The following is a 26,401-nucleotide window of genomic DNA, read 5'->3' as shown; positions in this document are numbered from 1 at the left end:
CGTTAAGCCGGGCAGGGGTTAATCCCCCGTTTGAACCGGAATTTTCGCACACGAAGCCCCGCGCCGCTGTCCGCTTGAAGCAGGTGTAGAGATTTTGATACCCCCACCCGTCAGCCGCGGATCTGTCTGTCACCCATCTCAAGATGAATTTTTGTGTGGCAGGACTGGCAGAGACTCATAAGGTTGCTTTCCCTGTGGTCACCACCTTGGGAGACGGGAACGATGTGATGAACCTCTTCCACGGGTGTCAGCCGGCCTTCCTTCAGGCACCGCTCGCACAGCGGATGCGCCGCAGCATAGCGGTCGCGGATTCGTTTCCAGGCTCTGCCGTATTTCCTGTTGCTGTCTGGACTGCGTGTGTATTTGTTGTACTGCTGTGCGGCAAGCCGCCGATGCTCTTCACAGTACTGTCCGTCCGTGAGGTTGGGGCAGCCGGGGTAGGAGCAGGGGCGTTTCGGTTTCCTTGGCATTGCGCACCTCCTTCGGACATACAAAAAGCCCTCACAGGATCGCTCCCGTGAAGGCCGTTCTATATTCTTCGCTATTGTAATGATACCACAGGAGGGGTGTGCCATACTGTGCCAAACCGTGCCAACTTTCAATCCGGGACGATAAAATTCTGCAAAGCCGACCCGTGTATGCGGTGCACCGTGCGAAGCGACACATTCAGCATCTGTGCTATCTCCTCCCAAGAGCAGTTGTCCAGGTAGCGGTAACGGAGTACCAGCTGCTCCTCACGGCTGGTGAGCCTGTCGATTGCCGTGTTGATGGTTTCCTTGAGACAAACCAGATATGCCACCTTTTCCGCTACATCCCTTTGGATTGCATCGATTTTCTCAAGGCATCTGACGAAAGGAGCCTCTGTCGGACGGTTTGGATTGTAATGGGGTTCAAAATTGCTGCCTGAGATGCCGCTTGATAGTTCCCTCCAGTAGTCAATCTCACGCAGGCGGCAGTTGATGAGTGCGTCCAGGTGCCGCGCCTGGTTCAGATATTCTTTGGCTGTCATGCGTCCGCCTCCTTCTGCAGGGAGCGGATCAGCATCTCACCGTCTACACTCGTAAGTACCGAAAACCAACTCGAACGAAAAAATCTTTCTATTTCGCCTTTGTCCGCCAGCGCGAATTTGTTTCTCGGATTTGCTTTGAGACATTTCAAAGCTACCCGGTAATCCTTGACCGCCTGGAGAATGATGGCGTTCGTCAGGTTCTCGTAAATCGTGATATCGCTCATATTCGTACCTCCGAAATTTTGATTCTCGGATTGGCACGGATTTTCATAGATTGTCTCAGATTTTCAAGTCCGCTTTTACGGCGTCAATCAGAGCCGTCTGGGTATGCTCCTTTTGGGAGAGGGCTTTCATGATGCGGTCGTCAATGGTATCCTTTGTGATAATGTGCTGAACTACCACTGTTTTTGCGGTCTGTCCCTGCCGCCAGAGCCGTGCGTTGGTCTGCTGGTAAAGTTCCAGGCTCCACGTCAGGCCAAACCACACGATGGTCGAGCCGCCGCTCTGGAGATTCAGCCCATGTCCCGCCGATGCCGGATGGATCAGCGCCACCGGGAACTCGCCATTGTTCCATCTGCGGATACTGGCGGAATCATCCAGCAGGGAGAACGGGGTATGCAGCTTTTGCAGTCTTTCCGAAATACGAGTCAGGTCATGCTTGAACCAGTAAGCCACCAGAAGCGGCTTGCCGTTTGCCGCCTCGATGATGTCCTCTAGCGCATCCAGCTTGCGGTCGTGGATTTGAATGGTCTCGCCGCTGTCATCATAGATTGCACCGTTCGCCATCTGGTAGAGCTTGCCGGAGAGGGAGGCGGCATTGGCGGCGGTGATCTCCGCATCACCCAGCGACAGCACCAGCTCCTGTTTCAAGTCCGTGTATTTTTCCCGCTCATCCTCGGAAAGCTGGACTGTGTATTCGCTGCTGACCAGCTCCGGCATTTGCAGGTGGTCAGCAGACTTCATAGAAATGGTGATGTCCGAAATCTGCCGGTAGATGGCATCTTCCGCATACGGCAGGGGCTTGTAGGAGTAGATGATTTGGCCGTTTCGTTTATCTGGCGTGAAATAATCGGTGCGGTACTTTGTGATAAACCTGCCCAATCGCTGTCCCATGTCCAGGATGCGGAACTCCGCCCACAGATCCATCAGACCATTGGATGCGGGAGTGCCGGTCAGCCCTACGATGCGGCTCACCTTGGGTCTGACCTTTAACAGCGACTTAAACCGCTTTGTCTGGTGATTCTTGAAGGAGGACAGCTCATCGATCACCACCATGTCGAAGTCAAAGGGAATACCGCTCTCATCAATGAGCCATTGGACGTTTTCCCGGTTGATGATATAAATGTCAGCCTTCCGCATCAGCGCCGCTTTGCGTTGCGCCTCAGTGCCGACAGCTACGGAGCAGATGAGGTTCTGGAGATGATCCCACTTATCTGCTTCAGCCGTCCATGTGTCTCGTGCTACACGCAGAGGTGCGATGACCAGCACCCTGTGAACCTCGAAACTGTCAAACAGCAGATCACCTACGGCTGTCAGTGTGATGCTGGTTTTCCCAAGACCGCAGTCCAGGAAGATAGCGGCGACAAGGTGTGTCTCGATGTACTCCACCGCATATTTTTGATATTCATGGGGTTCGTATTTCATCCAGTATCACTCCGATCTGCTCCACATCGTCCAGCACATACACTCGAAAGCCCAGCCACCGCAAAAGCCTGTGGCGGGAAAGCTGCAGCGGTCTCGGCTTTTCTACCGGAGCCTTGACTTCCACAAAGCCCATCCGTCCATTCGGCAGCAGCACCATGCGGTCCGGCATACCGTCAAAACCGGGAGAGATGAGCTTGGGGCAGATGCCGCCAGCCTGTTTGACCGCCAGAATCAGTTTCTTTTCAATTTCTTTTTCTCTCATGGGCGTATCCTTTCTATGGGGTCGGCCAACTCAAAAGCGGCGTAGGCGGCAGAGACAAAATTGTCGAGGGGTTTGCCCTTGTAACTCCAGGCGGTCTTGCCATCTACACATACGCTGTAGCGATTGCTGCACTTGTTGTTGATAAACACCTTTCTACCCTGATAAGTCAGCTGATAGTTTCCATACCAGTTCTTACTCCACTGACGATGTGGAAAGCTGCGCTTCCGTTTGGCTCGGTTTTTCATCAGCCGCTCACGCTCTCTGGCGGCGAGGATATCGCCCTCCATAATTCCGGCGCAGATACAGCCGACTGCAACAGGTTCAAAATACTCATCATGGCTCATCACATGAACAAATCGTACTTGCGCACAATCGCAGAGTTCACAGGTGAACAGTTCAATATGGTCTGCATCCTCCTCTTCATCGGCCACATCGTAAATGTAGTCACAATACCAGCCGGAGAGAGGTGCTCCCCATTCCTGAAGCCGCTTCTGACACTTGCGGACATATGCGCTGTCAATTTCATACATTGACATTTTGATTTACCTCCGTGTTCTTAAAAACCTGAAAATCCTTATGCGCGTGCGTATACGTGATTTACGGGTTCTGTACAGTCTTTTTTATACATTTCCAATTTATATGATTTTTTAGGAACACAGGAACAGAGCCAGTAAAGCAGCCTTGCGGCGGCACGTTCGGTGTGTTCCTGACGGCGTTCCCAGAGCCATTTTCGGGAACACTTCTCAAAATCGGGAACTGTTCCTGATTCGCACCGTTCCTGAAAAATCAGTCAGGAACATCGCCGGGAACAAAAACGAACTGCGCTCCGTATGGCTTAATGCGCTCCTTTTTCTCCTTGCGCACCCAGCCGAGTTTGGTAAGCATGGCTGTGAGGTTGTTGGATTCGGCGCGGCCAAGGCTGCCCTGATCCTTGCCGAAAAGCTCACACCAGATCTCCATATTGCAGACCCGTGTTCTGGCGACCGTGCCCACACGGCCGATATTATTCACTCCGGCGAGGAAGGAGCGGCGGTCGAACAGATCCATGCCGTCCCAATCCTCCGGGAGCAGGGTTTCCAGATACTCGCGCACGAAGCCTTCCCGTTCATCGGATTCCAGAGCCTCCCGCTGTTCTTCCTTGGCGAGTGTCTCCATTTCGGGAGCGAGGTGCAGTTTTTCCCCGGCTTTCTCATACACCAAGACTTCCGCCCATATCTGGCGGATATCCTCATCGGTGAGTTCCCAGGAGTGCTTTGTACCGCCGCCCGGCGTTTTGACAGGCCAGAAACGGCGGTTGCCTGTGGTGTCCCGCAGATATCCGGATTCAGCGTTGGTAGTGCCGAAGAAAATGCACTGCCGCGGATGCGGTGTTGCCCGCCTGCCGAATGCGGCGCGGTAAATATCGTTTTGACGGGACAGAAAGGAGCGCAGTGTCTCCACTTCCGCTTTGCGCAGACCTGCCAGCTCGCCGATCTCCAGAATCCAATAGCCCTGTAATTTCTCAGCGGCGGTCTTGTCCTTGGTATCGCTCAGATTCAAGCTGTCTGAGAACCACTCGCCGGCAAGGCGGGAGATAAGGGTAGACTTGCCGATGCCCTGAGGACCGTTCAAGACCAGCATGGTATCGAACTTCACACCCGGCTCCTGCACACGGCGCACGGCGGCACACAGAGTCTTGCGCGTTACGGCGCGGACATAGGTGTTGTCTTGTGCGCCCAGATAGTCGATGATGAGCGTGTCCACACGGGAAACGCCGTCCCACTCCGGCAGAGCGGCCAGATACTCCCGAATGGGATGATAGGAGCGGTCGTCCGCCACCTTGGTCACGGCAATCTGGTAGTTGCGCTGTGAAAATGTACCGTAATGAGAATCCACATAGCTGATAAGCTGGGCATCGTCGGCATCCCGCCAATATTTAGACGGATGCTGCCACGGGACAGAGCCTTTAATCTCCATGCCGTCCAACTGTTGGTTGAATACGATATTTTGGAGCAGCGGGTCGTTCTGGAGAATGAGCGTGATATTGTGAAGGTTATTTTTCAGCACCGTGGAGCGTGGTTCGTACTGTAATCGTTTCTGCCAATCGGCGTCCTCACTATCGGGAAAATCCGTCTCTGCATCTGCCATCTTTTCGCTTGCCGCCAGCAGCTTCACTTCATCCTGCTGCATGGCGAAGTTGCACATGGCTTTGTAAGCCGCCTTTTCCTCTAAATCGCCGAATTTATGAATGCGGACGATATCAAAGGCGTTACACAGCTTGAGGTATGCAGGGTCCTTGGCATGGTGGCTGTAGACGAACTTGCCCTCCTTGATCTCCACACCGGCCATACTGGAGGACGCGATCAAGTGCCAGCGGTTCTCATTGTCGGTCGGCTCATATACATCGGATAGGAATACCTCCAGTGCCTTTGCGATGGGATAATAGGTGCGATTGAACAGCCCTACAACACCTTCCTTTGAAAGCGGGTCCTGCACCTTCTGCCGGGTGATGGTATTCGCCTTGCTTTCTCTGGAAGAGGTGGGCAGTCTTGTGGGGTCAATCCATTCCGGATGCTTTGCGAGGATCGCATCGGGGTCAAGCCAGCCGCCGTCCGTTTCCTTATATACGAAGGAACCGTTAGCGGGGGTGGACGGCCAGTACATCAGCTGATTGGGCTGGTAGGAGCATTCGTCAAAATAGTCGATGCCCAGCATTTGAGCGAGATAGCGGGATACCGCCACAAACTCCTCCGGGGTCACATTCCTGGTCAGCGGGAACACCAGCCGGACACGGGGATTTTCCTCCGTGCTGCTGTGGGTGGTGTACAGTGCGGATGTATAGGGGCAGAGGGACTCATAGCTTTTCAGAAAAGCGGCGTCAATGCGGTCGCCGTCAAGCGCCGCCATCGAACGGCTCTCCACGGTATCGACTTTTCGTCTGCCGCCCTTCAACACACCCGCCACAAAGCCGCCGTGGTCCTTGGCAGTGTCACGCTGGGCGCGGCTCATCTTCGCATATTCCTCAGCGGACTCGGTGGTGCGGATGGTCACTTTGAGCCGTTCCTTCAAATCGTCAAACCTTATGGTCTTGTTGACCCATCTCTTTGCCTGCCGGCTGTTCCCGTAGGCGATGTTCAGTTCACGCATGGTCGATTACCTCCTCGCAGTTTTCTGTAAAATAGCGCAAGCGGTAATCTTTCCACTTGGCACGTTTGATTTCAGTCTCCATGCCGGCTGAGATGTTACTGCCAAACACCCACACCTCGGCACATTTGCTCATCAGGGCGTTCCCGAAGAATAGTCCGAGCTGGCGCTCCTTCGGATTGCTGTCGTCGAGAAATTGCGGAAACAGCAGGTGTGGCGCAACGGGTATGTAGCCATTGTCCACGGCGAATCGGCTGTAGCGCTGTGCTGCTGCTATATTCTCATCCACAGCCCCCGAAAACGGAGAGCATATGTAGACAATCGGCCGAAAAGCCCGCAGTGCGCGTTCCTCCTGTTCAATGTTGGTGAGGGCTTCATAGGTGGTGGGATCGTAGTAGCCCTCGCAATTAAATTTATTGATACTCATAGGCGTTACCTCTTAATCTTTCTTATAAAAAGCCGTTTCATAGCCATCTGCTCGAAGTTCAAGTCCCTTAGCCCACGGCGGTGTTCGGCTCATTTGTTCGCAGATGACTTGCAAAGACATACTCGGATCAGCTTCAATGACAAGTTCGTCATGGATGTGCATGACAATATCGCAGCGGCGAAGGGTCTGCATGGCGTAGCAGAGGATATCGCGGGAGGTCGCTTGGACGATGTTTTCCACAAATTTGGGGCCGTAGCTGTCCAGCCGTTCCCATTTCTTTGTCCCGCCGATGCCTTCATAGGTAATACAGTCGCCGCCGAACTTGTTTGTTCCAACCTTGGGCTTCACATAAGCAAGATCCCGGCCGGACGGCAGCGTGATAAAAAGCATCCCATTTCTGGCAGAGAATACGATGCCGTGCGTTTTCGTGGTGGTTTTACGGGTAACGGCGTCCATCACAGCACGATCAACCGCCCACCAGAATTTCACAATGTGGGGATTGGATTGCCGCCAAGCGTCCACCAGCGGCGGCAGCTCCTCCTCGGTCAAGCCCATGTCAAGCGCACCCATCGCTTTGAGCGCGCCCACTGAGCCGCCGTAGCCGAGAGCCAGTTCGGCAATTTTGCCCTTTTGCCGAAGATGCCCGTTGATGCCGTGCTTCTCAACAGGCACCTTAAACATCTGCGACGCCGAAGCGCAGTAGATGTCGCCGCCCTTGGCGAAAACATCCTGCCGCCATTTCTCGCCGGCAAGCCACGCAATGACACGGGCTTCAATCGCAGAGAAATCAGCCACAATGAACTTCCGTCCATCTTGCGGAATAAATGCCGTGCGTATCAGCTGTGATAACGTATCCGGCACATCCTCATAAAGCATTTTCAGCGCATCGAAGTCGCCGCAGCGAACAAGAGCGCGGGCTTCAGCCAAATCCTCCAGATGGTTTTGCGGCAGGTTTTGCATTTGAATGAGCCGCCCAGCGAATCTGCCGGTTCTATTGGCGCCGTAAAACTGGAACATGCCGCGCGCACGACCGTCGGCGCAGACCGCATTCTCCATCGCCTGATACTTTTTCACGGAGGATTTGGAGAGCTGTTGCCGGAGAGCAAGTACCTCGGCAAGCTCCGGCGGCGCTTCTTTCAAAAGCTCCGCCACAGCCTTTTTCCCGAGCGTATCCGTTTCCATGCCATTATCCGCAAGCCACTGCTTCATCTGCTGCACAGAGTTGGGATTGTCCAGCTCAGTCAGCTTCTTCATGGCTGTGGTCAATTCGGAGCGGGAGCGCCCGTCAATGGCGATAGCCGCTTGCACCAGCGTCATGTCCAGCGCCACACCGCGGTCGTTTATCTCCTGGTCAAGGTGGTATTCGTCCCAGATGCTGTCCGGTACCGGGTATTTGGAAAGCCGTTCTTGAATGGACATTTCCGTTTCCACGTCGCGGGCGTTATACTTTTTGAACGCCGACCACTTTTCCGGCGCGTGATACGGGTAATTGCGGGTACGCTGCCCGTTGGCTTTTGTCGGCGTGCAGGGCTGACAGAAAAATTTGATGAGCTCTTTGCCCTCGGTGAGCTTTTGCTTTTCCAGCCCCAGCACAGCACCGACGCCCTCCAGCGAAAGCGGCAAGCCCATCGTGGCGGCCCATACCATGGAGCAGCGCCACTGGCCGGGGTCCAGATAACGGCCGGTCGGCAAGCCCAGATATCTGGACAGGCAGATACGTTCAAAGTTGGCATTAAAGGCCCATTTTGTCACAGCCTCGTCGGTAAGCGCCGACACGATCTCAGGCGGGAGCTTTTCACCGCAGGCAAGGTCAACGACCCGCACTGCACCGCCGTCCACGCTATAGCCGAACAGCAGCACTTCAAAATCCGGTGCTTCCACATAGCGATAAACACCTGATTTTGTAAGGTTCACACTGGAATATGTTTCAATATCGATACTGAGTGATTTCATAAGCACCGTCCTTAATAGGAACAAGGCGGCAAAGAAAGCTCTGCCGCCCGTCCCTGATGTTTTACTTAAAGTCCGACATGCGCTTTTCGTGGTATTCAAGGTCGCGGGCAGCCTGCGCCCTCTCGCGTTTTTCGCGCTTGCGGTCATATATTGCACTCTGAATCACAGTGACAAGGAACCCGACACTGATGCAGAGCCAGATGGCGATAAGGGCGGTAACTAAAACGGTCTGTAAGGTTGTCATATGTTTTCACCTTTCCTTTCTCAGTTTAAAAAGTCGGCGTCATCGTCGGTGGCAAAATCGGACTCCGCGCTTGCCTTGCCGCCGAGAGGCTCCCCGTCGCGGATTTTCTGCAGGTTATTGAGCCCGCAGGCGATGCCCTTGTTCCCATTGGAATTGAAAGCATAGAAGCTGATGCTTGCCCTGCCGTACACGCCGGAGTAAACCTCCGAACGGGTCAGAATCGGATTGCGGTCAGTGTCCACAATGCCGGGAGCAGTAGTCGCGTTGGCATTGATGAAGTAGGCGTTGGCGTAGGCTTCATCATCGGGGCGTTCGGTGTCGCCGTCGCGCAGCGGGGTTTTGAGAGCCGCCAGCGGAGGCACGGATTTACCGTTGCCCTTGAGTTTGGATTCTCCCTCGTGGTATGCCGCCTCAATAGCCGCCTTGATTTTGGCGAGCGTCTTGGTGTCGGACTTGGGAATAATCAGGCTGACGCTGTATTTCGGCGTACCGCCATTGATAGACTTCGGCTCCCAGACGTTGGCGTAAGACCAGCGGGTATCGGGGCCGGTGATGACCTTCATCGGGTTGTTGATTTTCGTAGTGCTGTTATTCATAATCGTTTTCCTCCATAAAATCATTTTTGGCTGTGTTGATTGCTGGACGTTTATCGCTCTCTGGCACGAGTGTGGGTTTGCCCTGCGGCTTTTCAATGTAGGGTGCAAGAAGTTCCTCAAAGCGGGATTTGCCAAGCAGCTTCTGCATGGCGGTGACGCCCAGCACCTTGTGCTCATAGGGGTCAAAGCCTATGCTTTCAACAGCATTGGCAACAAGGGCATCGTTTGTGTACCTGCGGTTGGAGCGACCTTCAACCAGCTTCCAACCGTTCCACTTCTTGCCGCTGAGCGCTTGGCGGAGTGCGTATTCCTTGATGTCCGCCGCCCACGACACAAGGTCATCGGCGCGGGAGAGGATGTCCTCGACTTCCTCATCCGTCAATAGCGGCGGCAGCTTGAAGTCGTAGCGGGCAAGTTCCAGATTGGCTTCGGCTCTGGCGCGGCAATCGTGCTTCGCCTTACAAAAACCGCACCACTCACCGCACAGGAAGTTTCCGTCGCCGGCAAAAGCGAGCTCCGCAGTCGGTTTTAGCACCTCATCCGCCCAGCGGTAAAGCTCGTCCTTGGAAAGCTCATAGGTGCTGACATTGTCGCGGCGGGGCTGGTAGATGGTCATGCGCACCGATTCGATGTCGTAGATGCCGTCGAACAGCTCCAAGCTGCCGAGTGCGTAACACTGCATTTGCGGATTTTTCTCCGCGCTCACGAGCACACCCAAACCGTGCTTATAGTCAATGATCTGCAGGGTGCCGTCCGCGATGATGATGCAGTCAGCAGTACCGAAGCCGCCCTCCACCCATCGGGAGAAATCCACACGCTGTTCGATGAGAACAACCGGATCGGCGCAGGTCTGTTTTGCCGCTTCCACCTGTTCGAGAACATAGGCCGCATAGCCGGCGGCACAGTCGCTCATTTCCTCGTTGAACCATGTCAGGTTTTCGGTCGGGTCGGTGGAGAGAAGCCCCAGCGCCTGTCGGAGCTTGTACTCACAAAGCGCGTGAGCGTCGCTGCCTTCGGCGGCGTAGTCGCTGCCTTTATCCGCATAACTCTCGCAGAGCCGGGCGGAAGGCGGGCAGTGCAGCCAGCGGTTGGCGCTGGATGCGGAGAGAATGGCATGTCCTTTAGGTGGCATCGGTCAGTCCCTCCGCATCTGCAAGCAGCGCTTTGTAGTTGACCGGGTTAACGCCCGACAGCTTATTTGCGCCGTACTTCTGGAGCAGAGAGCGAATCTGAGCAGTGAAGCCCGCACGGGACTTGTCTGCAAGAACAGCCCTGACCGCTTCCAGTGTCAGCACCGGCTCGGCAGGAGCGGCTTCCGGCTCCGGCTCGTCGCTACTGAACTGCTCCACCAGCCAGTTAGCCGCGTCGCTGATAGCAGCAGCACATTTGCGCAGTTCCTCGATGGTCGCGGACATTTCGCTCATTTGGCTCATCCTGTTTTCCCCCTTCCTTTGATTGGCTTTGCTGGCGTGCGGCTGTGATATTGTGCGCCAGTCTCCTTGACACCACGCTGATGGCGGTGAGAACATCCACGATATCCTCGTCCGCATGGGTGCCATAACGGTTTGCGTTGTAACTCATCTCGGCGTTCCCTCCTTTTTCAAGGCGTTTTGTTCTGCCTTTCAATGACCCATCTGGACGGGAAAGGAGGGATTGGCCGAAAAGATTTAGAAATTTTCCTTGAGCCGCTTCAGAAGCTGATTTCGCTTATACACGAAGGTGTTCCGCGGCATATGCAGCCGCTCTGCGCTGGCCCGCTCGGACTGCCCGTCCGCAAGAAGCATAAGAATTTGATAGCTTTCCGGGTCTGTTCCTCTGAGTTCGGTAAGCAGTTGATTGAGAATCATGCTGTCGATGTTGATTTCTGTGGTCAGCCTGTCGTCAGCAAGAAAGCTGGTACGGGAGGCGCCGTTCTCATAGGCGTTTTCCATCTCAACTTCAATGGAGAGGTGCTGAGCGGCATCCTTTGGGATACAGCGGAATTCACAGGTTTCACACAACCCGTCGCACTTGTAGCTTTTCTTGTATGGAATGCAGCAGGCTCCAGCTCTCTGCTTTGTCTTGCGGGCAGCGCCCACGAAGCGTTCCCAGTCCCGCTTCTGTTCAGGGGTGACCTCAATCCACTGATGGAGTGGGCGGTAATAGATGACTGGTGTGTTCTGGTTTTCGTTGGTTTTCATGAAAAGTCCTCCGATTTTCGATTTCTCGAAACGGAGGACTCTGCGTGCTGCCGCAAAAAGGGTGCAAAAACCTAACCGCAGTCCTCACGGAGTTCTCCGTTTCGGATTGCAGCTAACCCGCTCAAAAGGCAGCTGTTGATATTTACTTGTCCGCCAAATAACGTTGAGCCATCAGTGATCAGGTGATGCGGTATCTGGCGGGAAGCAGTTTAATGTCTTGCTCAGGACAAAAACACTTGTTTTAAGAGATCTGATTTAAGAATTTGCCCCGTGAGGGGAATGGGCAGGCATATTGGATAATGCGTCACTGCCCATCGGATTCGGTCCTTGCTTTTTCTTTCTGGGTCTTGTTTGCGCCAAAGCACTGCCTGCGACTGACTTGGACTTTCCAATGTAGTGACTGTCTTTGAGAATCTGACTCGCGTTGGTAGCTATAGACTTTGAAGTCTGCTTTTTGTTACTTGGCATTCTGTTCACCTCCTTAAAACTATTTAGAGTTGATTTATGAGTGTTTTTAAACCAAGCAACCTATAATAGATTGATTTTTGCATATATTTGTGATATAATGAAAAATAAAATATGCTAACGGTGAATCTTGGTGGTACATCTCGTTCATCTGAGAGTATTATCACACAGCAAAATGAGACACGCAGCGGCTTGAACATAGGACAAGTGAGACAAAACTTAGGACAAATATAGGACAAGGGGGATCTGATGTGCTGGTAAAAACATATTTCGAGCGGCTATACCCGCACATACGAACGGCGGTTTATTACCCGAGCAGGAAAAACAGCGGTATATTCGTAATGCTCTGCTTCTGTGCAGCAGGAAGTAACCACTTCCCGTTCACAAAAGGAAAAAGGTACACCTCGGAAGATGTACCCTTACAAAGAAAGCTATATGACGGTTCTCGAACAATGACGGCAGATATCAAGTCATCATTCCACCCATTTAACAAGGACGGACTTTCCGCCTTTTACAATGAAAATATAGAAGATAGTAAAATACGAGATGTTATGCTTGCCTTTGGTATCCCTCCGATCACGGAGGATAAAAAAGATTGCCTGTGCAGAGCATTGGCAATTCAGTTCAAAGCATTTGTAGAAAGCAACACTGAAGAAGCTGATGATATTGTAGTTATGGAATATCAAAAATTACTCACTGAACCGCAGGATAAGGAAGTGGAAGCATATCATCCTGCATCGGTTCTGTATCCCGGAGATCAGGTATATTTGAAGTCCCAGTTTCGACCGACTTACCAAGTAAACATATACGATAAATTCAATCACACCTGGGAATTTGAAAATGCGGGAACTCAAGTATGGCGTGGACGCAAACTTTTTTTCTCCAACCACGACGCAGTTCGTCCGAGAGCATCTGCAAATTATATTGATATACCGGACACACCACCGCATAAGGGCGTAAAAATAACCGTAGACATGGATGCCCGCGGCTTTGAAGGAAAATCGGAATGTAAGTGGATTATGGTGGATTGCGATGACAACGATTGCTTCCCGAACAGCAACACATTTACGTTTGTAGTCAGTACAAAATTCGAGTATCAAAAATAGACGGAGGTAATACAGTGAGTGAAGTCAACATCGAGAAATGGGTAACATTGAAAGAAGTCCAGTCATATCTCGGAGTCGGCAGAGAAACGGTTCTCGCTTGGATTGCCAAGCGCAATATGCCAGCCTACAAAGTAGGGAGACTTTGGAAATTTAAACTTTCCGAAGTTGACGAGTGGATTCGCTCCGGTGGAGCTGCTGATGACAGAGTTGACGATAAAAATAATGAGGATGGCGAATAAGTTCGTTTTATTGGATAGTACAAATTTACTGCAGGAGGTTAATTCAGATGGCTGATAAAACTAATGCCAACATTGGCTTTGAAAAGCAACTGTGGGATGCAGCTTGCGTGCTGTGGGGACATATACCGGCAGCGGAATATAGAAAGGTGATCATCGGGCTTATCTTTTTGCGCTACATATCCGCTGCCTTCGATAAAAGATACCAGGAACTTGTGGATGAGGGGGACGGCTTTGAGAACGACCGCGACGCTTATACAATGGAGAATGTTTTCTTCGTACCGGAAGAAGCACGGTGGAGAAATATTGCGTCCAGAGCGCATACTCCCGAAATTGGAACCATCATTGACAATGCAATGAGAGCCATCGAGAGTGAAAACAAAAAATTAAAAAATGTACTGCCGAAGAACTATGCAAGTCCAGATTTGGACAAGCGAGTTTTGGGTGATGTTGTCGATATTTTTACCAATAATATTGATATGAGTGACGCTTCCTCAAGCGAAGATCTGCTTGGACGCACCTATGAATACTGCATTGCACAGTTCGCAGAAAAGGAAGGTGTTGGTGGCGGCGAATTTTATACGCCGTCCAGTGTTGTAAAAACCTTGGTTTCCATTCTTCGTCCGTTTGATAACTGCCGAGTATATGATTGTTGTTGCGGTTCTGGCGGTATGTTTGTGCAGAGCGAAAAATTCATTGAAGCGCATGGCCACAAGCGTGGTGCTATTTCTGTATATGGGCAGGAAGCAAATCCAGATACTTGGAAAATGGCAAAAATGAATATGGCGATTCGTGGTATCGATGCCGATTTAGGCCCGTATAATGCCGATACTTTTACAAATGATTTGCATCCGACATTGAAGGCGGATTTTATACTTGCCAATCCGCCGTTCAACTATCATCCTTGGGGACAGGAAAAATTGCTGGAAGATAAGCGATGGAAGTATGGCATCCCGCCTGCAGGTAATGCCAACTACGCATGGATTCAACACATGATTCATCATCTTGCTCCAAGCGGAAAAATCGGACTGGTTCTTGCGAATGGTGCTCTTTCCACGCAGTCCAGCGGCGAAGGTGAAATCCGCAAAAAGATCATCGAAGATGATTTGATAGAGGGCATTATTGCCATGCCTACACAGCTTTTCTATAGTGTGACCATCCCGGTTACCCTGTGGTTCATTACAAAGGGCAAAAAACAGAAAGGCAAAACGCTCTTTATAGATGCCCGCAAGATGGGACATATGGTTGACCGTAAGCATAGGGATTTTTCCGATGATGATATTCAAAAGTTAGCCGACACCTTCGAGGCATTCCAGAACGGAACACTTGAAGATGTGAAGGGATTCTGTTCAGTTGCCACGCTGCAGGATATTGCAAAACAAGATTATATTCTGACACCGGGACGTTATGTCGGCATCGAGGAGCAGGAAGATGACGGCGAGCCTTTTGAGGAGAAAATGGCAAGGTTGACATCGGAACTCTCCGATATGTTCGCCAAGTCTCATGAACTGGAGGATGAGATCAGGAGGAAGCTGGGGGAGATAGGATATGAAATATAATCTTTCCAATATATGTGTTTACGCCAAGGGTAAAATTGATGTTGCTGTGTTGGATAATAGCACTTATATCTCCACGGAAAATATGATACCCAATAAAGGTGGAATCACGAAGGCCTCTTCACTTCCAACTGTAGTACAAACGCAAACTTTTATTACTGGAGATGTATTAGTTTCAAACATTAGACCGTATTTCAAAAAGATATGGTTTGCAGAGTTTGGCGGAGGATGCTCTAATGATGTTCTTGTATTTAGAGCCAAGGATGGAGTAAGCAAGAGGTTTCTTTATTATATCCTTGCTGATGACAAATTTTTTGGTTATTCAATGGCCACCTCAAAGGGTACTAAGATGCCTCGTGGTGACAAGGTAGCAATCATGAAATATCCAGTGCCTAAGTTTACGTATGAGAAGCAAGAGAAAATTGCAGGAATATTGGAAGCACTTGACAAAAAGATAAAGCTTAATACAGAAATAAACGATAATTTAGAGGAGCAGGCACAGCTTATTTTTCAGTCATGGTTCATTGATTACGAACCATTTGGAGGCATCACGCCATCTGATTGGCAAAATACAACACTTGGCAATATTGCCTCTCTCAAGACAGAAAGCTGGTCACCTTCAAAAAATCCAGATACTGTGGTCGAGCACTACAGCATTCCTGCTTTTGATGAGAAGCACTATCCGGTATTTGAGATCGCGTCTGGGATCAAGAGCAATAAGTATATCCTAACGCCAGAATCTGTGATGATCTCTAAATTGAACCCTGATACCAAGCGTATATGGAGACCCATGTGCCTATCTGCACACCCCGTTTGTTCCACAGAGTTCATTATTTATGAAGCAAAGAAAGAGGGACAGCGCGACTTCATATATTCAATACTTGATAGCGTTCCGTTTTCTAATCATCTTTGCTCACATACGACTGGTTCAACGAACAGTCGGCAGCGTGCTATGCCTAAAACAACACTTGATTTTCCTGTGCTGCTGCCACCTGATGAAGTCATTTCTGACTTTTGCCATATTGTTACACCGATGTATGATCTCATCGCATCAAACACCATTGAAAGTCAATCGTTGGCAAAAACCCGTGATTCCTTGTTGCCTCGCCTGATGTCTGGTGAACTGGATGTCTCCAACTTCAACTTCTAAGCCGCTAAATTATCGTTTAGTTGCAATGAGAAAGGATTAATTTATGATTGAGGAAACCTTTGAATATTTAGATGAAGAGTCGGAAAAATTGCTTCAAAAAATCCTACAGCTGGACGTCAAGTTGGATGTGAATTTACGAGGAATAGCTGCAGAACACTTAGTACTGAAGGGGTACATTTCAGGTATAGATGCGAGAACTCTATCGGATGTGGAACCCGTGTATATTCTAACAGGACTTACGCAGAAAGGTAAATCATATTTTGAATTAAAAAAGAAGCATGAAAAGCAAAATCGCAAATTAACACATAGAGAGTGGCAAATAGCAATAGTTAGTGCGATTGTTGGTGCGTTAATAGGGCTAATCCCAAGTATTATTCAGTGGATTCAATAAATATCAAATAAACTCTTACCAACGGCGAGAGTGATAAACCAATGGAACTGCCGTTGATGTCGTTCTCTGGAAATACTTTTTAGAAGGAGAAACGACATGAAACAGGAACTGATGACAGAGGTAATGCAGCAGATGCTGCCATATCTCGACAATGCCCAGCTGAAACAGCTTAGGCAAGCGATGGAGCAGACGCTCTGTCACTATGAAGTGACCGGTGCAGAGGTTAAACCGGAGGAGGACGATAGCAATGCTCTTATAGCAATGTTTATAGCCGCTAAACGAATCGAAGGCTGTTCTGATAAAACGCTGAAGTATTACCAGACCACGATTGATGCGACAGTTTCGTTTCTTGGCAAAAATGTACGGCATATCCTTACGGAAGATTTGCGGACTTACCTTACCAAATATCAGAAAAGGAATCAGTCGAGCCGCGTTACGATTGACAATATCCGTCGAATTCTATCCAGTTTCTTTTCATGGCTGGAGGATGAAGATTATATCATTAAGAGCCCAGTACGCCGCATCCACAAGGTAAAAACGTCCAGAAGCATTAAGGAGACCTATTCTGATGAGGAATTAGAACGGATGCGTGACAATTGTGAAGAACTACGAGATTTGGCAATGATCGATATATTGGCTTCAACGGGAATGCGTGTCGGTGAAATGGTTCTGCTGAATAAGGCTGACATCAATTTCAATGAGCGAGAGTGCGTGGTTTTCGGTAAGGGCGATAAAGAACGGATCGTTTATTTTGATGCCAGAGCAAAGCTGCATCTACAGGAATACATCGATAGCCGAATAGATGACAATCCCGCATTGTTCGTAACTTTACGGGCTCCGCACGAGCGGATAAAAATCGGTGGCATTGAACACCGGCTCCGAGAAATGGGAAAGCGGCTGAATATACCAAAAGTGCATCCGCATAAGTTCAGGCGTACACTTGCGACTATGGCAATAGATAAGGGAATGCCTATTGAGCAGTTGCAACGGCTCCTGGGGCATCAAAGAATAGATACGACCTTGCAGTATGCAATGGTCAAACAGAGTAACGTAAAGATTGCTCACAGAAAATATATAGGTTAGGGCGGTGGCATAATGGAAGCATGGAGAAAAATCAGATTAGGCGATGCCTGCGTTACCAATGCAGGCTCCTACTCCCCGAAAGATGAATGGAAGTTTTTTAATTATTTGGACACGGGAAACATCACCGATAACAGAATTGATTCCATTCAATACATAGATGTGGCGAACGATAAGCTCCCCAGCAGAGCGAGAAGAAAAGTCAAAAAGAACAGCATCGTTTATTCCACGGTGCGCCCGAATCAACGCCATTTTGGAATCATTAAAATGCAGCCGGAGAATTTTCTCGTTTCGACTGGGTTCACTGTGATTGATGTGGATGTTGATACGCTTGATGCCGACTTTCTTTATTATCTACTGACGCAGCCGACTCTTGTTGAGGCACTTCATGCTATCGCAGAACAAAGCACATCAGCGTACCCGTCTATCAAGCCTTCTGATATAGAAAACTTGGAAATAGAAATTCCTGAACTTGCTACGCAAAAAAAGATTGCAGAAATTCTTGGTAGTCTGGACAGGAAAATAACACAGAATACAGAGGTAAACGATAATTTACTTCAGCAAGCACGGGCACTTTATAAGGATCGCTTTATAGATATGCGGTCCTGTGATGGCGTACTGCCTGAAAACTGGCATATCGGTACTGTTTCAGAAATCATCGAATTACATGATTCTAAGCGCATACCGCTTTCAAGCCGTGAACGTGCTAATCTTGATAAAATCTATCCCTACTATGGAGCCACATCCATAATGGATTATGTGGATAGATATCTGTTTGACGGAATCTATCTGCTTCTTGGCGAGGATGGCACAGTTGTCGATAGCAATGGTTTTCCGATACTACAGTATGTAGAAGGAAAATTCTGGGTAAATAATCATGCACATATCATCACTGGCAAAAACGGCTTCTCTGTCGAGACACTTTATTTGCTATTTAGCCTGACGAGCGTCCAGTCCATTGTTACTGGAGCAGTTCAGCCGAAGATTAGTCAGGCCAATCTGAATAAGGTGTCTGTCATTGTCCCGTCGAGGGAAGCACTGGGCTCATTCGATTCCGTCATACAGCCAATTTTCGCTCAGATTCGGAACCTTCGTGCAGAAAATGATAGGCTTGCCGCCGTTCGCGACATCCTTTTGCCACGCCTTATGTCCGGCGAGCTGGATGTCTCCGCCCTCGACATCTAAGCCGCTAAATTATCGTTTGAACCGGAGTAACACCAACTTAATGAGGGAACGCCCTATACAGAGGGTATCATAATAGAAAGAACGCAAAGGAGTGAATGCAATGTCAGGATTTTATACGGAAGCGGACTATGAGAACTCCATCATAGAACTATTCCAGAGCATGGGATACCGTTATGTTTACGGACCCAATGTCGATAGGGATTTCTACAGTCCTCTTTATGAGATCGAACTGGAGGACTCTCTGCGCCGGCTTAATCCTACTATGCCGGAGGATGCCATCATGGATGCGCTGTTCAAACTGAAAAACTTTGAAAACGCCGAACTGGTTCAGAAAAATGCTGTCTTTATGGATTACATTCAGCACGGCATTGAAGTGCGCTATTTCATTAAAGGTGAAGAACGCTCCGGCCTTGTCTATATTGTCGACTATAAAAATCCTGAGAATAACTCCTTTGTCGTGGCAAACCAGTGGACTTTTATTGAAAACAGCAATAAGCGTCCGGATGTACTCTTGTTCTTAAATGGATTGCCGGTTGTACTTATTGAGCTGAAGTCGCCATCCCGTGAGGAGACCGATGCTTCCAAAGGATACCTGCAGATCAGAAACTACATACAGGAAATACCATCGATGTTTATTTATAACTGTATCTGTGTCATTAGCGATCATTTGACCAGCAAGGCCGGAACCATCACTTCTGGCGAAGACCGCTTCATGGAATGGAAAACGAAAGACGGCAGTTATGAAAATACGCAATATGCCCAGTTTGATACTTTCTTTGAGGGAATGTTTGAAAGGGGGCGCCTGCTGGACATTATCAAGAACTTCATTTGCTTCTCTAATGAGGGACTGAAGAAGTTTAAGATTCTTGCTGGCTATCATCAGTATTTTGCCGTCCGGAAAGCAGTCGAATCTACAAAACACGCTACTGTTACCGATGGCAAAGGTGGTGTATTCTGGCATACGCAGGGAAGCGGAAAATCTCTGTCTATGGTCTTTTATGCGCATCTCTTGCAAGAAGCGTTGGATAGCCCTACAATCGTTGTAATTACAGACCGTAACGATCTTGATGATCAGCTCTATGGCCAATTTGCAAAGTGTAAGGATTTTCTGCGTCAGGAACCGATACATGCTACCTGTAGGAAACTGACTGAGACTTCCGGTAAGAATGATATCGGATTGAAGGACTGGCTGGACGGCAGGCAGGCAAACGGCATCATCTTTACGACGATGCAAAAATTTGAGGAGTCATCAGAGCCGCTTTCAGAGCGCCGAAACATCGTCGTTATGGCTGATGAGGCACATCGTAGTCAGTACGGTTTGAAGGAAAAAGTCGATGCCAAGACTGGCGAGATAAAGGTTGGAACTGCACGTATCATTCGTGACAGCCTTCCGAATGCTACTTACATTGGATTTACCGGGACACCTATTTCTGCCAAGGACAGAAATACCCGAGAGGTTTTCGGCGACTACATCGATATTTATGATATGACACAGGCTGTAGAGGACGGTGCTACGAGGCCGGTTTATTATGAGAGCCGTGTTATTAAGTTAAAATTTGATGAGGCTACGCTTCACCTGATTGATCAGGAATACGACATTATGGCAAATAATGCTGATCCTGAAGTGATTGAGAAAAGTAAGAAAGAGCTCGGTCAGATGGAGGCTGTCCTTGGAAACGACGCTACGATAGATTCTCTGGTCAGTGACATTATTGATCATTATGAAAACTATCGTGAGGATCTGCTGACAGGTAAAGCGATGATTGTTGCCTATTCCCGTGCTATTGCAATGAAGATTTACAAGCGTATTCTTGAGTTGCGTCCGGGATGGACGGAAAAGGTTAAGGTCGTAATGACCGAGAGCAATAAAGATCCTGAAGAGTGGCGTGCTGTTATTGGAAATAAGCGTCACAGAGATGAGCTCGCCAAGGACTTCAAAGACAATGATAGTGAAATGAAGCTCGCCATTGTTGTTGATATGTGGCTGACCGGATTTGATGTTCCTTCTCTTGCGACGATGTATGTTTATAAGCCGATGCAGGGTTATAATCTGATGCAGGCCATTGCCCGTGTCAATCGTGTCTTTCAGGATAAAGAGGGCGGCTTGATCGTTGACTATGTTGGCATTGCGGCGGCATTGAAGCAGGCTATGAATGACTATACAGCTCGTGATAAGAAGAACTACGGTGATACCGATATTGCCAAAGTGGCATATCCGAAGTTCCTTGAGAAGCTGTCCATTTGCCGTGATCTATTCCACGGATATGATTATTCCAAGTTTACGAATGGCACCGATCTTGAGCGCTCGAAGGCTATCACTGGGGCAGTCAACTTTATCGTAGGTGCCGATAAAGAAAGAGAACGTGAGGACTTTATTAAAGAGGCGCTGTTGCTACGTCAGGCCTTGTCTCTCTGCTCTTCACTGGTAGAGCGTAATTTGAGAGTGGAAGCCGCATTCTTTGAGTCTGTCCGTGTGCTTGTTATGCGATTAATGAATCAGGGCGAGGGGAAGAAAATATCCCTGCCGGAAATGAATGCACGTATCAATGAGCTGTTGAAGTCCAGCATCAAAAGTGATGGCGTTATCAATTTGTTCTCAGATGTTAAAGAGGAATTCTCCCTGTTCGATCCTAAATTCCTTGAAGAAATCTCAAAGATGAAGGAGAAGAACCTTGCTGTTGAACTTTTGAAAAAGCTGATTGATGAGCAGGTGCAGATCTACAGACGAACAAATGTAGTCAAATCCGAAAAGTTCAGTGAAATTATTCAGGGTGTCATGAACCGGTATTTGAACGGAATGCTTACCAATGAGGAAGTCATCGAAGAACTCCTGAAAATGGCACAGCAAATCCGAGAGGCACATGATGCCGGAGATGAGCTTGGCCTCTCTAAAGATGAGTTGGCCTTCTATGATGCACTTACCAAGCCGCAGGCGATTAAGGACTTCTATGAAAATGATGAACTGATTTCTATTACAAAAGAACTCACGGAGGCGCTTCGTAAGAATAGCTCCATCGATTGGCAGAAGCGTGATTCAGCACGTGCCAAGATGCGTATGATGATTAAGCGGCTTCTAAAGAAGCATAAATACCCGCCGGATGGCATGGATGATGCTGTTGCCACGGTAATGCTTCAGTGCGAGCTGTGGACGGATAACAACGACATGGGGCAGTCGTATTGAGGCATATGTCACACGACTTGTGCAATATACAGTAGCAATATAGAAAAAAAGAAAGATGAGGAATATGTAACTCGGAGGTAGGAAATGGACGTAGCTTTTTCAAAAACGCTTAAAGATAAGGATATGGATAGAATTTTTGCAGAGGTTCTATGCACAGAAGATCTCGGTTTGAGTAAGCCGGGTCAACTGCGTCTTTTTCACCTTCTTGTGCGTGATGGAAAGTTCTATCACGATGATTTAGAAAAGTGGCTCTATCGGAATCTCAGTCGGTATGTTTTTTCACGGGCGATGCTTGAACAGTTTCGCAAGAACGATGACTTGGATGCCGCCATTGAGCGTGCCATTCAAACTATGCGGGAAAACGGCGCAACTAATGAGAAAGGGATGGGGAATGAACTTGGCGAGATGATGATTTATGCTTTTTTAGAAGGCAAGTTGTCTGCTCCAAAGCTGATGAGCCGAGTGGAACTCTCCACCGACCTTTCACAATATAAAAGCGTGTGCGAGAGCATTCACCTGTTTTCCAATACCGATACAAATGGTACACAGTTCAGTCAAATGGTCTTCGGAGCATCCAATATTGTCGGTGAAATCCAAGATGCTGTGGATAATGCCTTTGACGCCATACTTCGCATTAAAAAACACACATCCCGTGAAATTCAGATGGTAGAGAAAACAGTACTCGACCGTTTGTTTGATGATAATGAGATTGCTTTCCTAAAAGATACTATCATTCCTACACCAAATGCACAGAGTCGGTACAATACAGCATATGGCGTTTTTCTCGGTTATTCCATCGGCGTCAAAGCGGAAGAACACCCAGAAATCGAATATGAAGAGCTTGTTACGAAGAAAATGGTGGAGGATATTCAACGTCACGCCGGATACATCGCCAACAAAATCAAAAGCAACGGCCTTGATATGCATTCTTTTTATATATATATTCTTCCCTTCATGGATGCAGAAAGCGATAAAAGTGAAATCATAGATCACGTTATGAAGGGAGCGGTTGTCTTATGAGCGATACGCAGAAAACAAAACTCGGCGACGCCATATTTAGTAGTATTGCAGACAACGATTTCCTCAATGTTCTATACGACAACATGCTCTATAACTATGCCATTTTGAAATTACACCTTGAGGGATTCCAGCAGGCACGTCAAGTGGATGTAGATGCTGCTTTGCGCTTTGCTGACCTGCTTTCCAAATCCACGCATCCGACAAAAGCCGATGACCATAAAATGTGGGCACAGGCTATCATTACGCTTCTTCTCGAACTGGAGCCCGGCAATGAGGATGTGGCGTTTTACGCAGGTTCAGTTCTTTCGAGTATCGGGAACTTCCGCGGCACAGAGATTGCCAAGACGGTATATAAATCTGGCTATACCGAGACCACGCTGCAGGAGAAAGCATTTGCCGCTTTCATTAGTGACTACCTGTCCATTCCAGCAGAGAAGGATAAGCACTTTTTTATCCCACAGAAGAATATTTATGACCAACTAAACGATGACGCTTTCAGCTATTCTGCACCGACATCTATGGGGAAATCCTTTATAATGGAGATGTTTATCAAAGACAAGATTCAGAATGGCACAAAGTGTAACTTTGCCCGTATCGTTCCCACCAAGGCTCTCATTAACGAAGTCAGAGAGGATACGGTCAAAGGACTGGACAAACTGCTGGAAGAAATGAACTATAGCGTGGTCACGGCAGCAAGCGACTACTCGTTGGAGGAGGATCATAATTTTATCCTCGTCATGACGCCGGAACGTCTACTATATCTTTTGATCAGCAAGCCCGATTTCAAAATAGACTATATTTTTATAGACGAGGCTCATAAAATGACCGGCAGAAACAGCCGGGGACCGTTCTACTATAAGACAGTAGATATGCTTGCGCAGCAGAACCCCCCACCGCACTTTATATTTGCCTCACCCAATATTCCAAATCCAGAGGTCTATTTGAAACTCGTGAAAGAGTCACAGAAAGGTACAGAGAATGCTATTTCATCAACATTTGCGCCAGTGACACAGTTTAAGTTTCTGATCAGTCAGGAAACGAAGTCTATCCGCATTTTCAATGACCATACACAGGATGCCATCTTCGTATGCAAATATGAAAGTACCACTATGTCAGTTGTGGACTTTATGAATACCATGACTGCTTTCGACCAAAATAAGCCGTTAGGAGAACGTAAACGCAACATTGCCTATTTTAGCGGAAAGGGCGCTGCAATTGAAGCTGCCAGAGCGTTTTCAGAGGGGAAAGATGACATTGACGATGACGATTTAAAACAACTGGCAAACGATATCCGAGACCAAGTGCATGGAGATTATTACCTTACAAAACTTATCCGAAAGGGAATCGCATATCACATAGGTTATCTTCCCGCTTCCATACGACAGCGTATTGAGAAGCTATTTAAAACCGGAAAGATAACAGCGATGTTTTGCACCAGCACATTGATAGAAGGTGTCAATCTTCCTGCAGACAATCTTTTTATTACAAACTACCGCAGTGGCAGACCGCGTATGACAAGCGTGGAGTTTCGCAATCTTATCGGTCGTGTCGGGCGCATCAAGTTTAATCTGTACGGTAACGTATTCTTCATCAGTGACGGTAATCAGGTGACCGAGAAGGAGTATGTAAGACTTCTTCGTGAGCCTATACCAAATCAGATGCTGTCGATTGTGCAGGAACTAAAGCCAAAACTCAAGAAGCACGTTGTGGATACGCTTCTTTCCGGCAGCTCTAAGATTGAGCCGTACGATACGAATAGCCAGAAACAGTCGGAAGAAGAATATACTATGATGCGGAAATTTGGTCTGATTCTTCTGAAGGATATCATGGACGACAGGAACAGCCTCGTTCGCCGGGAGTTCGCGGAGTTTATGCCGGAAGACGGTGAACAGACTATTCGCGAAAAGTTTGAGGGACAGAAGGAGTTTATTGACAGCGATATCAATATATCCGCTGACCAGTCACGGCGGCTTGCGGCGGCAATCAGAAATGGTACGCACTATCCGAAATCCCAGGACGGCAGGTTTTCTCATTCCGTGGTTCTCGGTTTTCTGGAAGAACTGAGTCGTATCTTCAATTGGGACAAGTATGAGTTTGGCACTCTCGGTAAGCGCAACAAAGCGGGTGAACACGCTAAGTTAAGCTGGTACTCTGTAATCCTTTCTCAATGGATGGAAGGCCACGGACTGAGTTATATCATGCGTAAGGCTATCGAGTACATGAACGAACACCCAGAGAAGTTCTGGCTGAATGAGTACACGCCATCATATTTTGATGACGGGCCGGAACATCGCAATGTGGTATTTGCTGATACGCTGGAGGTAATTGAAAATGTTATCCTGTTCAGCATATCGAACTACTTCCTGCGATTCTCAAATATGTACATTGCCATCAATGGCGAGCATTCCCTTGATGACAACAATTGGTATGAATTTATCGAGTACGGCACGACAAACGAAATCACAGTGTTCCTACAAAGGAACGGCTTTTCCCGCGAGTCGGCAAACTACATAAAGGATCACCCCGAATATATTTTCAGACAAGATGGTGTTTTGACGTTGCGCCGGTCTCTTCTAAAATGTAAAAATAATGATGTGAGAACGGAGGCGGAACTGATTTCACTGAACCGATCAAAAATTTTTGAAGAAGAGTAGCGTGAAATAAACAGGCATCTTACTACCGAAAAGGTATAAAAAAGGAAGGCTTATAACAAAGCGAATTGTTGCAGAACGAAGAAGCATAATAAACGAAAGCTAAAAAGTGACCGAATGCGGATTGATTTTTTATTTTGCCACATTTTTTGAAAATGGCATCAATCTTGTTCACTCAACTTCTGACCCTGGACTTATTCCCGTGTATACACAAAACGTAAAATACAGTGGCGACTTATTTTCTTGACCTAAAATTTGGTAAACTACATATAGGACATTAAACTCATGACCTCGTTGCACGTTGAGTGTATAATTCTGATGACGTATTGTGGTAATAGGAAGAAATAAGGGCGACTTACCACAAGATGTTGTGGATTTGAAGCGAAAAATGGGCAAAAATCAGGCTGAAAAGTGCCCGATTTTTGCCCTGCTTTTTAGACGAAAATATAGATGACATAGGGTGTTTTCCGGATGTCATGATAAAAAATAGGATTGAGGTTGCTATGATTAGAAGATCTGAAAAGGAAGACTTAGAAAAAATTATGAATATATGGCTGGATACAAATATACAGGCACATGACTTTATTCCGGCGGATTATTGGAAAAATAACTTTGATTCTGTGAAGTGTATGCTTCCGGAAGCAGAAATCTATGTTTGTGAGGCAGAGGGTAACGTCAAAGCCTTCATTGGAATTGACAGCGGATACATTGCCGGAATATTTGTTTCCAGTGAAATGCAATCGAATGGCATGGGGAAGCAGTTACTGGATAAAGCAAAAGAACTTTATTCCAATTTAAGCTTATCGGTTTATCAAAAGAATCAAAAAGCGATTCAATTTTATAGACGAGAACAATTTGTAGTCAAGCAGGAGCAAATCGATGAAAATACAGGTGAAGCAGAGTATCTTATGACGTGGAAAAGATAACAGAATCATTCGATTT

27 protein-coding genes are annotated in these 26,401 nt (G+C 48.1%); 11 read left to right on the top strand and 16 right to left on the bottom strand.

The annotated features are described in order from the left end of the window. Nucleotides 1–110 precede the first annotated feature (110 nt). The 16 genes from PXC00_RS11825 to PXC00_RS11750 all read right to left on the bottom strand — a co-directional run bounded on the left by PXC00_RS11825 (nt 111) and on the right by PXC00_RS11750 (nt 11,906). Nucleotides 111–470, bottom strand: coding sequence for an HNH endonuclease (locus PXC00_RS11825; RefSeq protein WP_275844686.1), 360 nt, complete (start codon nt 468–470; stop codon nt 111–113). Between the two features lie 128 nt (nt 471–598). Further along, nucleotides 599–1,009 carry a sigma factor-like helix-turn-helix DNA-binding protein gene (locus PXC00_RS11820; protein WP_275844685.1) on the bottom strand — a complete coding sequence of 137 codons (411 nt, stop codon included), beginning with the start codon at nt 1,007–1,009 and terminating at the stop codon, nt 599–601. After that, nucleotides 1,006–1,233, bottom strand: coding sequence for a hypothetical protein (locus tag PXC00_RS11815; protein WP_275844684.1), 228 nt, complete (start codon nt 1,231–1,233; stop codon nt 1,006–1,008). Before PXC00_RS11815 ends, PXC00_RS11820 begins: the two co-directional genes overlap by 4 nt. 55 nt (nt 1,234–1,288) lie before the next feature. Then, nucleotides 1,289–2,653: a DEAD/DEAH box helicase gene (locus PXC00_RS11810; protein ID WP_275844683.1), complete on the bottom strand. Its 1,365-nt coding sequence runs from the start codon at nt 2,651–2,653 to the stop codon at nt 1,289–1,291. After that, nucleotides 2,634–2,915 carry a VRR-NUC domain-containing protein gene (locus PXC00_RS11805; protein ID WP_275844682.1) on the bottom strand — a complete coding sequence of 94 codons (282 nt, stop codon included), beginning with the start codon at nt 2,913–2,915 and terminating at the stop codon, nt 2,634–2,636. Before PXC00_RS11805 ends, PXC00_RS11810 begins: the two co-directional genes overlap by 20 nt. Then, entirely contained in the window at nt 2,912–3,451 is a 540-nt protein-coding gene (locus PXC00_RS11800) for a hypothetical protein (RefSeq protein ID WP_275844681.1), read from the bottom strand. Before PXC00_RS11800 ends, PXC00_RS11805 begins: the two co-directional genes overlap by 4 nt. A gap of 250 nt (nt 3,452–3,701) precedes the next feature. Beyond that, nucleotides 3,702–6,041: a virulence-associated E family protein gene (locus PXC00_RS11795; protein ID WP_275844680.1), complete on the bottom strand. Its 2,340-nt coding sequence runs from the start codon at nt 6,039–6,041 to the stop codon at nt 3,702–3,704. Continuing rightward, nucleotides 6,034–6,465 carry a DUF7768 domain-containing protein gene (locus PXC00_RS11790; RefSeq protein ID WP_275844679.1) on the bottom strand — a complete coding sequence of 144 codons (432 nt, stop codon included), beginning with the start codon at nt 6,463–6,465 and terminating at the stop codon, nt 6,034–6,036. The genes PXC00_RS11795 and PXC00_RS11790 overlap by 8 nt, the downstream gene beginning before the upstream one ends. Nucleotides 6,466–6,477: 12 nt before the next feature. Beyond that, nucleotides 6,478–8,418, bottom strand: coding sequence for a DNA polymerase (locus tag PXC00_RS11785; RefSeq protein ID WP_275844678.1), 1,941 nt, complete (start codon nt 8,416–8,418; stop codon nt 6,478–6,480). Between the two features lie 61 nt (nt 8,419–8,479). Continuing rightward, the gene (locus PXC00_RS11780; protein ID WP_275844677.1) at nt 8,480–8,662 is read right to left on the bottom strand and encodes a hypothetical protein; all 183 of its coding nucleotides are present in this window, start codon (nt 8,660–8,662) and stop codon (nt 8,480–8,482) included. 20 nt (nt 8,663–8,682) lie between these two features. Next, nucleotides 8,683–9,258, bottom strand: coding sequence for a DUF2815 family protein (locus tag PXC00_RS11775; RefSeq protein WP_275844676.1), 576 nt, complete (start codon nt 9,256–9,258; stop codon nt 8,683–8,685). Beyond that, the gene (locus PXC00_RS11770) at nt 9,251–10,390 is read right to left on the bottom strand and encodes a DUF2800 domain-containing protein (RefSeq protein ID WP_275844675.1); all 1,140 of its coding nucleotides are present in this window, start codon (nt 10,388–10,390) and stop codon (nt 9,251–9,253) included. The genes PXC00_RS11775 and PXC00_RS11770 overlap by 8 nt, the downstream gene beginning before the upstream one ends. Beyond that, complete coding sequence (locus tag PXC00_RS11765) at nt 10,380–10,691, bottom strand: DNA ligase (RefSeq protein WP_275844674.1); 312 nt, start codon at nt 10,689–10,691, stop codon at nt 10,380–10,382. The genes PXC00_RS11770 and PXC00_RS11765 overlap by 11 nt, the downstream gene beginning before the upstream one ends. Then, nucleotides 10,615–10,839 carry a hypothetical protein gene (locus tag PXC00_RS11760; protein ID WP_275844673.1) on the bottom strand — a complete coding sequence of 75 codons (225 nt, stop codon included), beginning with the start codon at nt 10,837–10,839 and terminating at the stop codon, nt 10,615–10,617. The genes PXC00_RS11765 and PXC00_RS11760 overlap by 77 nt, the downstream gene beginning before the upstream one ends. An 86-nt stretch (nt 10,840–10,925) precedes the next feature. Next, entirely contained in the window at nt 10,926–11,438 is a 513-nt protein-coding gene (locus tag PXC00_RS11755; RefSeq protein ID WP_275844672.1) for a hypothetical protein, read from the bottom strand. Between the two features lie 255 nt (nt 11,439–11,693). Continuing rightward, nucleotides 11,694–11,906 (bottom strand): hypothetical protein, encoded by a 213-nt coding sequence (locus tag PXC00_RS11750; RefSeq protein ID WP_275844820.1) that lies wholly within the window; start codon nt 11,904–11,906, stop codon nt 11,694–11,696. 248 nt (nt 11,907–12,154) lie between these two features. Between PXC00_RS11750 and PXC00_RS11745 the strand changes: the two genes are divergently transcribed. The 11 genes from PXC00_RS11745 (at nt 12,155) to PXC00_RS11695 (ending at nt 26,385) form a co-directional block, all read left to right on the top strand. Continuing rightward, complete coding sequence (locus tag PXC00_RS11745; protein WP_275844671.1) at nt 12,155–13,009, top strand: hypothetical protein; 855 nt, start codon at nt 12,155–12,157, stop codon at nt 13,007–13,009. A 14-nt stretch (nt 13,010–13,023) separates the two neighbouring features. Then, the gene (locus PXC00_RS11740) at nt 13,024–13,248 is read left to right on the top strand and encodes a helix-turn-helix domain-containing protein (RefSeq protein ID WP_275844670.1); all 225 of its coding nucleotides are present in this window, start codon (nt 13,024–13,026) and stop codon (nt 13,246–13,248) included. 47 nt (nt 13,249–13,295) lie between these two features. Then, entirely contained in the window at nt 13,296–14,804 is a 1,509-nt protein-coding gene (locus PXC00_RS11735; protein ID WP_275844669.1) for a type I restriction-modification system subunit M, read from the top strand. Continuing rightward, nucleotides 14,794–15,951, top strand: a complete 1,158-nt coding sequence (locus PXC00_RS11730; RefSeq protein ID WP_316934989.1) for a restriction endonuclease subunit S — start codon at nt 14,794–14,796, stop codon at nt 15,949–15,951. The genes PXC00_RS11735 and PXC00_RS11730 overlap by 11 nt, the downstream gene beginning before the upstream one ends. A 43-nt stretch (nt 15,952–15,994) precedes the next feature. After that, nucleotides 15,995–16,342 carry a hypothetical protein gene (locus tag PXC00_RS11725; RefSeq protein ID WP_275847124.1) on the top strand — a complete coding sequence of 116 codons (348 nt, stop codon included), beginning with the start codon at nt 15,995–15,997 and terminating at the stop codon, nt 16,340–16,342. Nucleotides 16,343–16,438: 96 nt separating this feature from the next. Beyond that, entirely contained in the window at nt 16,439–17,425 is a 987-nt protein-coding gene (xerA, locus tag PXC00_RS11720; protein ID WP_275847122.1) for a site-specific tyrosine recombinase/integron integrase, read from the top strand. Nucleotides 17,426–17,437: 12 nt separating this feature from the next. Continuing rightward, the gene (locus tag PXC00_RS11715) at nt 17,438–18,607 is read left to right on the top strand and encodes a restriction endonuclease subunit S (protein WP_316934988.1); all 1,170 of its coding nucleotides are present in this window, start codon (nt 17,438–17,440) and stop codon (nt 18,605–18,607) included. Nucleotides 18,608–18,707: 100 nt separating this feature from the next. Then, nucleotides 18,708–21,788 (top strand): type I restriction endonuclease subunit R, encoded by a 3,081-nt coding sequence (locus tag PXC00_RS11710; RefSeq protein WP_275846730.1) that lies wholly within the window; start codon nt 18,708–18,710, stop codon nt 21,786–21,788. Nucleotides 21,789–21,872: 84 nt separating this feature from the next. Beyond that, on the top strand, nt 21,873–22,808 hold the full coding sequence (locus PXC00_RS11705) for a HamA C-terminal domain-containing protein (RefSeq protein ID WP_275846729.1): 936 nt from the start codon (nt 21,873–21,875) through the stop codon (nt 22,806–22,808). After that, nucleotides 22,805–25,462, top strand: coding sequence for a DEAD/DEAH box helicase (locus PXC00_RS11700; protein WP_275846728.1), 2,658 nt, complete (start codon nt 22,805–22,807; stop codon nt 25,460–25,462). Before PXC00_RS11705 ends, PXC00_RS11700 begins: the two co-directional genes overlap by 4 nt. Nucleotides 25,463–25,962: 500 nt before the next feature. Next, nucleotides 25,963–26,385: a GNAT family N-acetyltransferase gene (locus PXC00_RS11695; protein WP_275846727.1), complete on the top strand. Its 423-nt coding sequence runs from the start codon at nt 25,963–25,965 to the stop codon at nt 26,383–26,385. Nucleotides 26,386–26,401: the final 16 nt, after the last annotated feature.

It is taken from the genome of Caproicibacterium argilliputei (assembly GCF_029211325.2).
GTDB classification, from domain to species: Bacteria; Bacillota; Clostridia; order Oscillospirales; family Acutalibacteraceae; genus Caproicibacterium; species Caproicibacterium argilliputei.
Note: the sequence above shows the minus strand (reverse complement) of the source record. Positions and strands in the feature narration are given on the sequence as shown.

What these genes read in the sequence shown, in the direction of transcription:
- PXC00_RS11790 (WP_275844679.1), bottom strand. Translation starts at nt 6,465, where the DNA reads ATGAGTATCAATAAATTTAATTGCGAGGGCTACTACGATCCCACCACC.
- PXC00_RS11710 (WP_275846730.1), top strand. Translation starts at nt 18,708, where the DNA reads ATGTCAGGATTTTATACGGAAGCGGACTATGAGAACTCCATCATAGAA.
- PXC00_RS11775 (WP_275844676.1), bottom strand. Translation starts at nt 9,258, where the DNA reads ATGAATAACAGCACTACGAAAATCAACAACCCGATGAAGGTCATCACC.
- PXC00_RS11810 (WP_275844683.1), bottom strand. Translation starts at nt 2,653, where the DNA reads ATGAAATACGAACCCCATGAATATCAAAAATATGCGGTGGAGTACATC.
- PXC00_RS11825 (WP_275844686.1), bottom strand. Translation starts at nt 470, where the DNA reads ATGCCAAGGAAACCGAAACGCCCCTGCTCCTACCCCGGCTGCCCCAAC.
- PXC00_RS11750 (WP_275844820.1), bottom strand. Translation starts at nt 11,906, where the DNA reads ATGCCAAGTAACAAAAAGCAGACTTCAAAGTCTATAGCTACCAACGCG.
- PXC00_RS11805 (WP_275844682.1), bottom strand. Translation starts at nt 2,915, where the DNA reads ATGAGAGAAAAAGAAATTGAAAAGAAACTGATTCTGGCGGTCAAACAG.
- PXC00_RS11695 (WP_275846727.1), top strand. Translation starts at nt 25,963, where the DNA reads ATGATTAGAAGATCTGAAAAGGAAGACTTAGAAAAAATTATGAATATA.
- PXC00_RS11785 (WP_275844678.1), bottom strand. Translation starts at nt 8,418, where the DNA reads ATGAAATCACTCAGTATCGATATTGAAACATATTCCAGTGTGAACCTT.
- PXC00_RS11770 (WP_275844675.1), bottom strand. Translation starts at nt 10,390, where the DNA reads ATGCCACCTAAAGGACATGCCATTCTCTCCGCATCCAGCGCCAACCGC.
- PXC00_RS11730 (WP_316934989.1), top strand. Translation starts at nt 14,794, where the DNA reads ATGAAATATAATCTTTCCAATATATGTGTTTACGCCAAGGGTAAAATT.
- PXC00_RS11735 (WP_275844669.1), top strand. Translation starts at nt 13,296, where the DNA reads ATGGCTGATAAAACTAATGCCAACATTGGCTTTGAAAAGCAACTGTGG.
- PXC00_RS11760 (WP_275844673.1), bottom strand. Translation starts at nt 10,839, where the DNA reads ATGAGTTACAACGCAAACCGTTATGGCACCCATGCGGACGAGGATATC.
- xerA (WP_275847122.1), top strand. Translation starts at nt 16,439, where the DNA reads ATGAAACAGGAACTGATGACAGAGGTAATGCAGCAGATGCTGCCATAT.
- PXC00_RS11800 (WP_275844681.1), bottom strand. Translation starts at nt 3,451, where the DNA reads ATGTCAATGTATGAAATTGACAGCGCATATGTCCGCAAGTGTCAGAAG.
- PXC00_RS11815 (WP_275844684.1), bottom strand. Translation starts at nt 1,233, where the DNA reads ATGAGCGATATCACGATTTACGAGAACCTGACGAACGCCATCATTCTC.
- PXC00_RS11715 (WP_316934988.1), top strand. Translation starts at nt 17,438, where the DNA reads ATGGAAGCATGGAGAAAAATCAGATTAGGCGATGCCTGCGTTACCAAT.
- PXC00_RS11725 (WP_275847124.1), top strand. Translation starts at nt 15,995, where the DNA reads ATGATTGAGGAAACCTTTGAATATTTAGATGAAGAGTCGGAAAAATTG.
- PXC00_RS11820 (WP_275844685.1), bottom strand. Translation starts at nt 1,009, where the DNA reads ATGACAGCCAAAGAATATCTGAACCAGGCGCGGCACCTGGACGCACTC.
- PXC00_RS11700 (WP_275846728.1), top strand. Translation starts at nt 22,805, where the DNA reads ATGAGCGATACGCAGAAAACAAAACTCGGCGACGCCATATTTAGTAGT.
- PXC00_RS11795 (WP_275844680.1), bottom strand. Translation starts at nt 6,041, where the DNA reads ATGCGTGAACTGAACATCGCCTACGGGAACAGCCGGCAGGCAAAGAGA.
- PXC00_RS11705 (WP_275846729.1), top strand. Translation starts at nt 21,873, where the DNA reads ATGGACGTAGCTTTTTCAAAAACGCTTAAAGATAAGGATATGGATAGA.
- PXC00_RS11780 (WP_275844677.1), bottom strand. Translation starts at nt 8,662, where the DNA reads ATGACAACCTTACAGACCGTTTTAGTTACCGCCCTTATCGCCATCTGG.
- PXC00_RS11755 (WP_275844672.1), bottom strand. Translation starts at nt 11,438, where the DNA reads ATGAAAACCAACGAAAACCAGAACACACCAGTCATCTATTACCGCCCA.
- PXC00_RS11765 (WP_275844674.1), bottom strand. Translation starts at nt 10,691, where the DNA reads ATGAGCCAAATGAGCGAAATGTCCGCGACCATCGAGGAACTGCGCAAA.